13 protein-coding genes are annotated in these 12,810 nt (G+C 48.0%); 4 read left to right on the top strand and 9 right to left on the bottom strand.

From position 1 onward, the window contains the following. Window positions 1-6 precede the first annotated feature (6 nt). Complete coding sequence (locus ACYVEA_RS14855) at window positions 7-1,005, bottom strand: lysylphosphatidylglycerol synthase transmembrane domain-containing protein (RefSeq protein ID WP_461114229.1); 999 nt, start codon at window positions 1,003-1,005, stop codon at window positions 7-9. 150 nt (window positions 1,006-1,155) lie between these two features. Here ACYVEA_RS14855 and ACYVEA_RS14860 point away from each other — a divergent pair, with 150 nt between their 5' ends. Genes ACYVEA_RS14860 through ACYVEA_RS14875 form a run of 4 tightly spaced genes read left to right on the top strand, consistent with a single transcriptional unit; the run spans window position 1,156 to window position 5,436 of the window. Further along, window positions 1,156-3,207 carry a DUF7657 domain-containing protein gene (locus tag ACYVEA_RS14860; RefSeq protein ID WP_461114230.1) on the top strand — a complete coding sequence of 684 codons (2,052 nt, stop codon included), beginning with the start codon at window positions 1,156-1,158 and terminating at the stop codon, window positions 3,205-3,207. A 4-nt stretch (window positions 3,208-3,211) separates the two neighbouring features. Next, entirely contained in the window at window positions 3,212-3,955 is a 744-nt protein-coding gene (locus ACYVEA_RS14865) for a glycosyltransferase family 2 protein (protein WP_461114231.1), read from the top strand. A gap of 12 nt (window positions 3,956-3,967) precedes the next feature. Then, the gene (locus ACYVEA_RS14870; protein ID WP_461114232.1) at window positions 3,968-4,369 is read left to right on the top strand and encodes a DUF2304 domain-containing protein; all 402 of its coding nucleotides are present in this window, start codon (window positions 3,968-3,970) and stop codon (window positions 4,367-4,369) included. Then, complete coding sequence (locus ACYVEA_RS14875; RefSeq protein WP_461114233.1) at window positions 4,366-5,436, top strand: glycosyltransferase family 2 protein; 1,071 nt, start codon at window positions 4,366-4,368, stop codon at window positions 5,434-5,436. Before ACYVEA_RS14870 ends, ACYVEA_RS14875 begins: the two co-directional genes overlap by 4 nt. Here ACYVEA_RS14875 and ACYVEA_RS14880 read toward each other — a convergent pair whose 3' ends face one another. Genes ACYVEA_RS14880 through rfbF form a run of 8 tightly spaced genes read right to left on the bottom strand, consistent with a single transcriptional unit; the run spans window position 5,437 to window position 12,787 of the window. After that, window positions 5,437-6,462 (bottom strand): glycosyltransferase family protein, encoded by a 1,026-nt coding sequence (locus ACYVEA_RS14880; protein ID WP_461114234.1) that lies wholly within the window; start codon window positions 6,460-6,462, stop codon window positions 5,437-5,439. A gap of 45 nt (window positions 6,463-6,507) precedes the next feature. After that, on the bottom strand, window positions 6,508-7,551 hold the full coding sequence (locus ACYVEA_RS14885) for a glycosyltransferase family 2 protein (protein ID WP_461114235.1): 1,044 nt from the start codon (window positions 7,549-7,551) through the stop codon (window positions 6,508-6,510). Next, complete coding sequence (locus ACYVEA_RS14890) at window positions 7,548-8,276, bottom strand: cephalosporin hydroxylase family protein (RefSeq protein WP_461114236.1); 729 nt, start codon at window positions 8,274-8,276, stop codon at window positions 7,548-7,550. Before ACYVEA_RS14890 ends, ACYVEA_RS14885 begins: the two co-directional genes overlap by 4 nt. Then, entirely contained in the window at window positions 8,263-9,129 is an 867-nt protein-coding gene (locus tag ACYVEA_RS14895) for an NAD-dependent epimerase/dehydratase family protein (RefSeq protein WP_461114237.1), read from the bottom strand. The genes ACYVEA_RS14890 and ACYVEA_RS14895 overlap by 14 nt, the downstream gene beginning before the upstream one ends. Then, window positions 9,126-10,352 (bottom strand): methyltransferase domain-containing protein, encoded by a 1,227-nt coding sequence (locus tag ACYVEA_RS14900; RefSeq protein WP_461114238.1) that lies wholly within the window; start codon window positions 10,350-10,352, stop codon window positions 9,126-9,128. Before ACYVEA_RS14900 ends, ACYVEA_RS14895 begins: the two co-directional genes overlap by 4 nt. A gap of 5 nt (window positions 10,353-10,357) precedes the next feature. Further along, window positions 10,358-10,909, bottom strand: a complete 552-nt coding sequence (gene rfbC, locus ACYVEA_RS14905; RefSeq protein WP_461114239.1) for a dTDP-4-dehydrorhamnose 3,5-epimerase — start codon at window positions 10,907-10,909, stop codon at window positions 10,358-10,360. Beyond that, window positions 10,906-12,003: a CDP-glucose 4,6-dehydratase gene (rfbG, locus tag ACYVEA_RS14910; protein WP_461114240.1), complete on the bottom strand. Its 1,098-nt coding sequence runs from the start codon at window positions 12,001-12,003 to the stop codon at window positions 10,906-10,908. Before rfbG ends, rfbC begins: the two co-directional genes overlap by 4 nt. Window positions 12,004-12,016: 13 nt before the next feature. Beyond that, window positions 12,017-12,787, bottom strand: coding sequence for a glucose-1-phosphate cytidylyltransferase (gene rfbF / locus ACYVEA_RS14915; RefSeq protein WP_461114241.1), 771 nt, complete (start codon window positions 12,785-12,787; stop codon window positions 12,017-12,019). Window positions 12,788-12,810 lie beyond the last annotated feature (23 nt).

Genomic DNA, 12,810 nt, shown 5'->3' on the forward strand with positions numbered 1-12,810 from the left:
AACTATTTACTTTAATACGTTCTCAGCTGATTTTACAGGCCCATTGGCAATCAGCATTGGCACTACCAGGAAACTGGCGCTACTTAACAGCAAGTTAATGCCAAAGCCGACAGCGTGCAGAAACGTAGCCACAACAGCACCCTGGACCAAGGTGAAGCCGTACAGCACCAGGGCACGGCTAACTAGAAAATGATACGTGCCGATACCCCCCTGTGTTGGAACTGCCAGCCCCCCTAATGAGCTAACAGCCATAATCGTAAGTGCAGTCGTGGGGGGCAGGTTCTGTGTTGAGTCAACGGCCAGTAACAGCAGGTAGGTGCCAAGCCAGGCTAAAACCTGATTGAGCAACGTTAGACCTATAAATAAGCCCGGTTGGGGCAGTTGACGGATGGCCATGAATCCCCGGTGGAATCCTTGAAACAAGTTGACTACTTTAATCATCAGTGGGTGATTTCGTATCGTATCGGTACGTATTACCCAGAAAATACCAAGACCTGCTACCGCAATAATTCCTACTGTGCATACTATAACATACGTATTGGGTACAGCCAGCGTCAAGCCAATCAGGTACGTTTTCATTCGGGCAAATTCCAGCAAGACTGTCAGTAGTAAGACCACTACCAGCATAAACAGGTCGATGATACGTTCGGCCACAACCGAGCCTATACCTTGCGAGATAGGGACGCCGTCGGTGCGTTGTAAGGTAGCACAACGAGTAATCTCGCCGGAGCCAAGCACAATCATACTAGCTACTACACCTGTTTGCATAGCGACAGTTGCCCGAAAGGCGGTGGGATGATAGCCCATGGCCTGAAGGGGTTGTTGCCAGCGTTTACCCCGTAAAAAATAGCTTCCTGCTGTAACCAGGCCAACTAAAGCAATCAAGCCATAGTCGGCTTGCTGAAACTGTTCGCCAATGATGCGGAATGAGATGTCCTTGAGCGCATAAGCCAGTAGCACAATAGCTAGCAACAGCGGAACAATTCGCTTAATAAATGGAGACATAGGATAGAAAAAGCAGCCGCCAAGTTACCAAAATTTAACTGATTGAAATTAAGGCGACTATTTGGACCAGAATTGGCAAGGCTCTAATTTTGGTGAAACGTCGTCTGGCAAACGAGGCAGTAAAATCTACTCCGCGGATGCGAAACAATCATGTCAAAAACTTCTAAACGAAAGCCAATACCCGAACCAGCGCGCCGAGCTGCCGATGCACCTGTTAAACCTGGCGTGGCTGTTCCAACTACACCAGGTATATCCGTGGGTTTTGAGTTGATCCGCTTTGACAAGCGGCTGAAATGGTTCCTTGGCATCTGTGTAGGTTTGTTTCTGCTACTGACATTAGCAAATATTAATTACAGTTCGGTAGCGATCTGGAATCAGATTATTCCCGATGGAAGTTCGTCTCAGCGTGGCCTGATTTCGGGTCAACCACGCAGGATTCGGATGGATGATTATGCCGTTGGTATTCCCTGGATTATGTCGCAGGCCAAGAAAGGCTACCCGCTCGAAAATGAAACCATCGGCGGAGAGAAAGCGCCAGTTCTCACTACACCTACTCGCTATTTTACGGTCCTGTTTCGCCCAACAAACTGGGGTTATTTTATTTTCGATGTAGATCGAGGTTTCGCCTGGGGAGTCAATATGACTATTTTTATGGCATTGGGGTCTATAACCCTGCTATTGCTTTTACTAACAGGCAACAATTTCTGGTTATCAGTATTTGGTAGCGTCTGGATTCTACTTTCATCCGGTACACAATCGTGGTTCTATAATGCCGTTCATGCCGTGCCAGGTGCCTGTCTGCTGTTCGTGTCGGCTGCCTATCTGCTATATGCGCGCAGTCAGCGACAGATTTGGGTCGCAGCCCTGGGTATGGGCTGGTCATTTGTCAGTTTTGCGTTAGTGCTGTATCCACCTTATCAGGTTCCATTGGCCTACGCTATCGGTCTGCTATTTATTGGTTACGTACTAAACAACGAGGAGTGGAAGCGAGTCCAGCTGAACTGGCCATTAAAAATAGCTGGAGGGCTGCTGGCGCTGGCTATCGTTGGGGGTACATTCTATTTTTTCCTGCATGATCTTAAGCCCACTTTCGATGCGATAACCGGCACCGTATACCCTGGGAAACGTAGTGAATTGGGGGGGACAGGATTTATTGCCAATTGGTTTTCCGAGTATTTTAGCTGGTTAGTGTCCGATGCGAAGTTTCCAACAAACTGGTTGAACCATTGCGAACTATCGCATTACATTACGTTTGCGCCCTTGATTCTGCCGTTTATGGCCTTCTTATTTTTCCAGAATCGCAAAGTAGACTGGGCTTTATTGCTGCTGGGGCTATACATTATTCTGCTCTATGTCTGGATCGAGGTGGGTTTCCCTGAATCGCTGGCAAAGCTGACATTATTGAACATGAGCCCGACGCGCCGGACACAAATTCCCTTTGGTATTGCTAATGTGTTGCTGACAGTACTGTATTTAAATTACCTGTCCAGGCATTCGGTGAAACAGCAAAATTCGTTATACACCTTTGTGGGTGGGGTGGCCGTTCTGGGCTTTATCCTATACGCCGGCTACGTCAATGTGAACGACTCCGCTGGTTTTTTTCAGTGGTATCAACTTTTCGTGCCCATCCTATTTTTTACGGCGCTGGGAATTCTACTGATACCAACCTGGCAGCCTGCCTACCGGAATGCTATTTTTAGTGTGGGTATCGTTTTGTTTTTATTACCGAATCTTAAATTAAACCCCGTCTCAAAAGGACTTTCGCCAATTTCGGAAAATACGCTCTACAAAACTGTTCAGGGTATTCATGAGCAGGAACCCAAGGCGCGCTGGGTAGTATTCGGTAGTCAATATATTTCGTATCTGCTGACGGCGACAGGTATTGATTTACTCAGTGGCGTAAAATACATTCCACCCAGAAACATCTATAAAGTACTTGACCCGCAGATGCGTCGTGATTCGTCTTATAATCGTTATGCACACACGGTTTATGCGTCGTTCATCAACGGCACTGACAGCGTCTATATTCAGAATAACTTTGAGGATGGGTGCGTGGTCGCGATGGACCCCTGTTCGCCTCGATTCAAGCAGTTGAACGTAAAATATGTAGTATTCGATAAGCAGCCGCAGCCAGTTGAAATCCGATGTATGAAACAGGTTGCAAGTCTGGGATCCATTCTGGTTTACCGGATTAACGAGTAAGCATATGGTGCCCATTCAGCCCCGTATATTGATTGTTGTCCCGTGTTTTAACGAAGAAGTGGTCATTGCTTCGGTGGTGGCCGACATCAATCGTGTAAAGGCGATGCATGGCCTGAATCTGGATACATTAGTAGTAAACGATTGCTCGACGGATAACTCAATGTCTGTCATTAGCTCGCTGGATTGCCTGCATTTGGACTTGCCTGTTAATCTTGGTATTGGTGGTGCCATGCATTCGGGCTATCGGTATGCTTACGATCAAGGCTATGATATTGCCGTACAAATGGATGGCGATGGGCAACATCCAGCCGACGAGTTAATGAAAATAGTACGGCCTATTTTAGCTGATGAAGCCGATGTAGTGGTTGGCTCTCGCTTTCTGGAGCGAACGGGTTTTCAGTCAACAGGTATGCGCAGGCTGGGTATCCGTTATTTTCGCTGGCTGAATCAATTGCTGATTGGTCAGACCGTGCACGACAGTACGTCGGGATTTCGGGCGTTCAACCGGCGGACATTAGCGATTGTTAGTCGCTATTATCCTGATGAATATCCTGAACCTGAAGCAATTGTGCAGTTTGGTTTGTCGAATTTACGCATTCGGGAGGTACCTGTTGTAATGCGCGAACGACAGGGGGGCGTCTCCTCTATCAATTCTAGCCGGGCGCTCTATTATATGCTTAAAGTGACACTTGGCATTTTATTTATTTACGTCAGGCTAGTTAGAAATAAAGAACCTGAACGAACATAATCACCTGATCGCATGGCTTCGTTATCTATTACTATCCAGATTATCGGCCTGATAGTGGCGTTTGTGTTCATGTTCATGCTTTTTCGGCTGATCGTTAAAGGACGTTTGCGGGAAGAATATTCAATTATCTGGATCGTATGCACCATCATTCTTATCATCTTCTCCATCTGGCGTCGGGGGTTGGAGCAGATTTCACTGTTGCTGGGCGTTTACTATCCGCCATCACTGATCTTTATTGCGGCCATTTTTGCCATCATTGCTTTTTTAGTCCACTTGTCCGTTGTTAATTCCAAGCTACAGAATCAGATCAAAACGCTCGCCCAGGAAATTGCCTACCTCAAACAGCAAATGGCGCAGCAACAGAAATCAACCCAACTGACGATTGACATGGAGACTCTCCGTAAAAAGGCATGACCGATGCATTGCCTATCGATCTCAGTGCGCAGCATGCTACCATTGACCTCAGTATTATACTGGTTTCTTACAACAGCCTGAGTGATCTGCAACGTTGCCTGCCCACGATTCTGGGTCAGGCTACTACGTTTTCCTATGAAATTATCGTGGTTGATAACCACGGTGCCGACGGAGTGGTAGCGTGGATTCATACCCTTTATCCCGATAGCAAAGTACTCATTAATACCACCAACACGGGGTATGCCCGTGGAAATAACCTGGGTCTGGCGCATGCCCGCGGTCAATGGTCGTTCCTGCTGAATCCTGACGTAGAGTTGCAGCCGGGGAGTCTACAACGATTACTGGAAACGGCTCATCAATTTCCTGATGCATTAATTACGCCTAAACTCCTTAATCCCGACGGTACGATCAATGCCTGTGGAAATCAAATGCATTTTACGGGCATTACGACCTGCCGTGGCCTGAATCAACCTGGCGATTCGTTAGCTACCCTGCATACGGTTTCATTGCTGTCGGGGGCCGCTATTGTTGGGCCGACAGCGCTTATTAAGCAATTAGGTGGCTTCGATGAAACTTATTTTATGTATTTTGAGGACACAGATCTGTCACTGCGGGCACGTCGGCAGGGCGTTACGTTGTTGTGTGAAGGTCGGGCGAGGATTGTACACCATTATACACTTAACCTGAACGCAGCTAAGTTTTACTACCTGGAACGTAATCGGCTACTTACTTTTCTAAAACTCTTTTCCCGGAAAACGCTGGTGGCTCTTTTCCCCGCGATGCTATTAACTGAATTAATAACGTGGGTTTATGGACTGCGTGGCTGGCCATTCTTAAAAAGCCGCTTTCAGACGTATCGCTATTTGTGGAAAAATCGAGCTGTAATTCAGCAGGAAAGAACGAAACTTCAAGAGCAGCCAGCCGCTATATCAGACAAAGAATTGCTGGCCGGCAGTGAATTGTCTTTACCAATTGGCTCGGTGCTTCCCAAACCACTCGGCGCGTTGGTAAACAGGTTAACGATAGGTAATATTTATCGGCTACTTATCCCGAAGTGGCTTCGGTAACTATTTTTTCGGGTATCGGCGCAGGTGATCTTCATACACCTGAATGTGCTGACGGGCAATTTGAGGCCAGTCAAATTGGGTTGCATACGTGGCTGATTGATCCGCGTAGCGCTGCCATGTCGGTTGATCCTGCAGTAGGGCATCGATCTGATGGAGTACTGCTTCGGACGTATCGGCAGCCGGAATGAGGACTTGCCGTAAATCATTGTAAGTCGCCTTACCTACGGGCGCAATAGTAGGAAGACCATTTAGTAAAGTTGCCTTAAGTGATCCCCGTCGTTCAGAAGCCCCATCGGGGAATGGAATGTACGCGACCGATGCCTTTGCCATTCGTTGGGCTACAACCTCGGCTGGCTGGTCCATCTCCCACGTAACGGGCAATCCTTCCGATCGCTGTTTGAGGTCATTGTAATACCCTTCATACCCATCTGGAATACGACCGGCAATCACAATGTTCTGAATGGTTTGACTACCTTTTTCTTTCAACTGCTGTGCCAGATCAATTACCTTTTCAACGCCTTTTCGGGGAGTGATTAACCCGAAATACAGCACTTCGCGGGTGCGAATCGGCGCAGGGGGCGCCTGTGGAATATTAGAGCCAATGGGAATGATGTGCAGGTTCTTTCGTCGCCAGGGAAACAGTTTTTGGAAGTACTCCAGCTCAAACGGTGTGGTAAAAATCAGGTCTTCAATCTGCGAAAATGGTAAGTAAGAAATTTGGTGCAGGATATGCGCATAACTTACCTCATGCAACGTCATGATGTTTCGTCGGACCAGACTGTTCAGGTGCGGAATCAGCGAAAAACCAAAATTGGCGGTCGGGTACTGCCAATGGGCAATATTATACGTTCGTTTGTTCAGCTCCCGAAAAAAATCGAAGACTCTGGTATTGTTTTTCCAGTCAAACCGATGAAATACCTCCACGTCAACACCCAGTTTCTCCAGATGCGTTACGAGCATATAGGCATAGTCTGCCCCACCGCAGGCGTCGGGAGGGTAAGAACTGGATAACATCAGAATTTTCATCCTATACCGGGAAAGTACCCCATCTATAATGCTGGGGTTGATTACTTAAAAAGGTACCTTTATTTTTGACTGCACGTACGAATACACACGATGCATACTACGTAGTGACGGACGTAAAACCAGCGATTGTGGCCGACTTACAGCCCAGCGTAACACATGCGAAAACGGCATTTTAGGGCTAATATGTTCAGCGACAGCCTGAATCGCGGCTTTACACTTATCGGCTTCGACGTCACCAGCTATGTAACCAACCAGCAACCCCAGCAACCAGCGCTGCGCCTGGTATTGACGCCACTTTTGCATCGCTGCCATACCATCGGTCAGGTATGACAGTAGCTTGGGGGATTGCTCGACGAGTGAACACAACTTACCTGTATCGCCTATGAATTCCAGAAAGCGGTCGTTAGCAAGTTTACCATCCTTTACTGTCCAGAATCGGAACTTACCCAAGGGCTTATTTACGTAAAATACATCGCCGAGTTCATGTAATTTAAATAACAGGGCCAGATCAAATGCATACGTGAATTCCCCCGACAGAATTTGACGCACCTGCTTATAAGCAGACCGACGGATAATACCACCTGGCATCCAGGCTATAAACGGACGTGCCTGCAGGAGCTCATTCATCGATTCAGCGGCCGTGCGTGGTCCAGTTTTACGCCGATTGTAATAGAACTTAACGTCGGACAGATTCTGGTGCTCGACACTTTCAATCTCGCCATAGGCTGCCACCGTAGTTGCAGGCCCTGTAGCGAGGTGTGCCATCAAGGTTTCGACGCAGTCAGGGTATATGTAATCGTCGGAGCAGAGGTATAGTATCCATTCGCCCTGCGCCTGGTCGGCAGCGAACTGGAAATGACCAACCATTGGCAAAAAAATAGTCGGTTGAACTATGCGTAAGCGAGCGTCTTTAACGGTTGCCAGATAGGCTGGTACGTCGTTCGTTGAGTGATTATTCGATACCACGACCTCTAGGTTAGTATACGTTTGCTGTAGCGCGCTCAAGAGGGCCTCCCGGAAAAAATCTACCCGCTGATTATATACCGGAATAACAATACTAACTAATGGCAATGCGCTGTCTGTGTTCATTTCATCCGCTTCAAATACCCTTCTGGTGCCACCGAAATCAGCAACTTATTGTCAATCGAGTGGTCAATTTCAAAGTCGTCGGTTTGCGTCAAAAATTCCCAGACAGCCGTTTTGGGGTTGTTGCCCTTGTCCCAGGGGCGGTCATACATTTTAACGGGCATGTCTTCCACAATCGTGTCGAATACAACCAGGTACGAATCGACCGTCACAAAGGGCGAATACAATTCCAGTTCGCGTAGTACATGAGCGTGTGTATGGTTTGAGTCGAGGCAAACCATCACCGTTTGTTTGCCTTTCACCCGTTTCCCTACTTCAGCGACTAACGCTTCATCAATAGCCGACCCTTGAATCATTGTGATACGTTTGAACATCGGGTGCGCTTCGATTTCCCGCCGGTTGTGCTCCCGAATGTCAATATCAATACCAATGACTTCGCCTTTGCCAATCAACTCGAACAACGAAGCATAGAAAATCAGCGATCCGCCATGTGCAATACCGGTCTCGATCAGTAGGTCGGGCTGAATGCGCCAGATCAATTCCTGCATGGCAACCATATCCTGCGGGTACTGGATAATAGGCCGACCCATCCAGGTGAAATTATAGGAATATTGTTCGCGATTGGATACTTCGTTAAAAACGGAGGCTGCTGCTTTTAAGTCGCTTTTATCGGCATAGCCAGCAATACGGTCAGCACGTTCCTGCTTGAAGGCTTCAATGGGATTCATCAGGGGTTAGTAAGAGTTTAGTGAGCTTCTGGTTGTTCCCCCAAAAGGCCATCGGTTCATAGTCCGGGTATGAATAATAGCCTAAATTTAAGGAAATAGTCGCGTTCCTGGTATGCAGGTAATGTTCTACGAACCGCCGGATCGAGATTGGCTGACCACTGCAGCAGTTAATGATACCTGATACGTTCATCTGTGTGGCTATCCGGCAAAGGTAAATCGCTACGTCTTCAACCGGTAGATAGTCACGAAGTTGCTCGCCCCCCGACATATTAAACACCGTTTCTCTTTGCTCAATTGCCCGCTCCAATAGCGGTATGACTGAGTTTGGGTTTTGACCGTCGCCGTACATGTAGAACAATCGCGCCCATTTTAGGCTAAACGGTTGCTCTGTTTGCAAAGCTTGTAACATTTTTCGTAGCGTGTCTTTCGCCAGCGCGTACGGGTTTGCGGGCATGGACAATTGATCCTCTGACAGGCACCCTTCCTGCATGCCGTATTCAAAACACGTGCCCGTTACGGTCAAATTTTGTAATCCGTTATGGATGAGATTTTTAAGGAAGAGATATTGTGGGAAAAGGTTCTGTTCAAAGTGGAATGTCGCTTTGTAGTTCGGCAATCCCTGCCAGGCCAGGTGAATCAGCGCGTCGGGTTGATCAAAATAGTCGTACAGATTCTGGTTATCACCTCCGACAGGAAGGTTATATTCGACAAACGTTACCTGATCGAACCAGTCAACTTGGCTGGCTTTAACTTGACTGGTGCCAGTTGCTACCACCGTATGACCGTCGGCCAGAAGCTGCCGAACAACGTACTGCCCAATGAAGCCGGTGGCGCCTGTGACTAAAATTTTCATAGTACTCGGACCGATGGAATCGGTACAACAAACTGGCCGCCCCATTCACGAATATACGCTAACTGCCGGGTAATTTCGTCGGTTAGATTCCAGGGCAAAATCAGAACAAAATCTGGCTTCCTTTCCTGCAAAACCTGCTCCTGTACCACTGGAATATGACTCGCAGGCAGAAATTTACCCTGCTTAGCTGGATTGGCATCGGCGACAAACTCGATCAAATCGTTTTTGATGCCGCAGTAATTCAGTAATGTATTACCCTTGGCTGCTGCGCCATAGGCCGCTACGGTTTTGCCCGCCCGTTTTTGGGCCGTCAAAAACTCAAGTAAGCTTAATTTTACCTCAAAGGCTTTCTGCGTAAATCCCTCGTAATAATCCAGGCGCGTGAGCCCAGTTTCGGTTTCTTTCTGCAACAGGGCTGCTACGTTTGGTGAGATGGCCTTCGTGTCATCAGCCTGATGTTTCGCGTAGATACGTAGTGAACCGCCGTGCGTTGGAATTTCCTCCACGTCAAACATTGTCAATCCCTGTGACTCAAAAATCTGGCTTACGGTGTAGAATGACAGGTACGAAAAATGCTCGTGGTAGATCGTGTCGAACTGGTTTTGTTCAACGAGATTTAACACGTGCGGAAATTCCATTGTGATAACACCTGTGGGTTTTAATACCTGCTTCATACCAGCCACGAAGTCAACAATATCGGGCACGTGCGCCAGTACGTTGTTTCCCAGCAATAAATCGGCCTGCATGCCAAGTTGGAGCAGTTCCTGCGCTAATTCGGTGCCAAAAAATCGGGTCATCGAAGGAATGCCTTTTTGAATTGCCACGGCGGCAGTATTGGCTGTGGGTTCAATACCCAGCACCGGAATCTGCCGCTCAACAAAATACTGAAGCAGATACCCATCGTTCGACGCAATTTCAATAACCTGCGAATCACCCGTCAGGCTGAACTGCTCCGTCATGGCCGCAACGTAGCGTTTGGCATGTGCCAGCCAGCTCGTTGAAAAGGACGAGAAATAGGCATAGTCATTATCAAAAATCGCATCCGACTTTTTGTACTCATCGACCTGAACCAGAAAGCAATTGTGACAGGTGAAGACCTTCAGTGGGTAAAACGTTTCGGGTTCGTTAAGTTGCTGATACGTTAAGTATGAATTTGACGCCGGTGAATTGACCAGATCGATAAAAACATGCTGTAAAGGAGTTTTACAAAAACGACAATCCATGAAAGTCAGACAATTAAGCCAGTAAAGGACGATGTAAGAAGTGAATGGTTTGCATCGCGGACGGATAAATCGGTAACTGGCAAGGGCCAATCAATACCAAGTTGCGGGTCGTCAAATCGAACGGCTCCTTCGTGTTCGGGTGTATAAAATTCACTGTGGCAATACACTAATTCGCAATCCGGCGCTAGCGTTTGAAAGCCATGCGCAAATCCTTTTGGAACGTACATGGCCGTCTGATTTGTCGCCGACAATTCTGCACCAAACCACTGCCCAAATGTTGGTGAACCAGCCCGAAGGTCAACAATGACGTCGAAGACGTTTCCGGCAATGCACCGTACTAATTTAATTTCAGCATGTGGTGGATATTGGAAATGCATCCCCCGAATTGCACCTGCCTGGCGAGTGAGCGAATGATTCATCTGCACCCAGGTACCTGTATGACCAATCTGAGCAAACGCGTTTTTGTCGTACGTCCGAACGAACCAACCCCGATCGTCGCTGTGGGGCGATAATGTAACCAGATAAGCGCCAGCTAGGGGAGTCTCCGTAAAGATCATTGCGTCCAGATTAGGTTAGACGCTCGTGCCTGTTGCACATAAGCCGCTAGGTCAGATTGTGTCAAAAGTAGCTTTTGCTCGTAAAAAGCCTGATACCAGTCGATGGTTCGAGCAATAGTTATCTGCATATCCCAAACGGGATGCCAGTTCAGTTGCGCATGTGCCTTCGTGCAGTCGAGACGTAGCAAATGCGCTTCATGCGGATTATCAGGAGAAGACATTTCGTTGTAGCCGATCGTTGGCCAGCGAGATTGTGCCTGCCGAACTACGTCCCGAACGGGTAATATGTCAGTTAGCGCGGGGCCAAAATTCCAACCGCTGGCAACGGACGTATCACCCAGTAGCAACCGCTGTCCAACCAGTAAATAACCAGACAACGGTTCCAGTACGTGTTGCCAGGGACGTACTGAATCCGGGTTGCGGATGGTAACGCGCTGATTAGAGTTACTACCCTTTATCAGATCGGGAATGAGTCGATCTTCAGCCCAGTCGCCCCCGCCAATGACATTGCCCGCTCTGACGCTGGCTACCAGTGTCTGATGCGTTTTGCCGTATTGGGCGGGGTTGAAAAACGAGTTCCGATAGCTACTCGTGACCAGTTCAGCCGCGCCTTTCGACATGCTGTAGGGGTCATAGCCACCCATTAGGTCAGTTTCTTTTAAGGGACGACCATCCTCTGGATTCTCGTAACATTTATCGCTCGTTACAATCACAACGGCTCGCACCGAAGGCGTTTGTCGAGCGCATTCCAGTACGTTTGCCGTGCCCGTTACGTTGGTTTCAATGGTTTCTATTGGGTGCCGGTATGAATAGCGAACGAGCGCTTGAGCCGCCATATGGATCACAATATCAGGCTGATAGGATAGGAATATTTCCTGGAGTCTGGAAAGATCACGTATGTCGCCTACTACGCTGATGATGGGTAAGTCGAGCAAGGCCCAATGGTTGGGATCCGTGGGAGCAGGTAAAGAATAGCCAACAACATTGGCCCCAAGCTGATGAAGCCAATAAGCCAGCCATGAACCTTTGAAGCCCGTATGACCCGTAAGCAGGACAGTTTTGTTCCGGTATTGGTCCGCAAAGAATGGCATCATAAGATAAAATTGCTTACCAAATTTTCCAGTCGGCAGTCCCGGCGTTCCAGGCCGTTTCCAGCTCCAGTTTATCACGTAGTGTATCCATTGGTTTCCAGAAACCAGTGTGCTGGAAAGCCATTAGCTCGCCTTCTGCGGCCAGTGTTTCCAATGGATACCGTTCCCAGCTTGTATGATCGCCCTCAATATAGTTGAAAACCTCGGGCTGGCAAACGAAAAAGCCGCCATTGATCCAGGCTCCGTCGCCCCTGGGTTTTTCCAGAAATGAGTTTACGTGCTTCGAATCGCTCACATCCAGCGCACCAAAGCGGGCCGATGGCTGAACGGCCGTCAAGGTGCAGCGCTTGCCGTTTGCCTGATGAAAAGCTACTAACTCCGTAATATTTATATCGCCTACCCCATCGCCATACGTCAATAAAAACGGTTCATTGCCGATGTGATGCCGGATTCGTTTAATACGTCCACCCGTCATGCTATCCTTCCCTGTGTCGACAAGCGTAATTTTCCAGGGTTCGGCGTATGAATCGTGAATTTGTACCTGGTTAGTGCTCAGGTCAATGGTTACGTCGGACTGATGCAAAAAATAGTTGGCAAAATATTCCTTGACCATATAACCCTTGTAGCCCAGACAAACAACGAACTCGTTGTAGCCATGCGCCGAATAGATTTTCATGATATGCCATAAGATAGGCATACCACCAATTTCGACCATCGGTTTAGGCTTGACAACGGTCTCTTCGCTTAAGCGAGTGCCCAGGCCGCCAGCGAGAATTACAACTTTCATGAAAATAAGAGGGCAGGCATAGC

It is taken from the genome of Spirosoma jeollabukense (assembly GCF_054777855.1).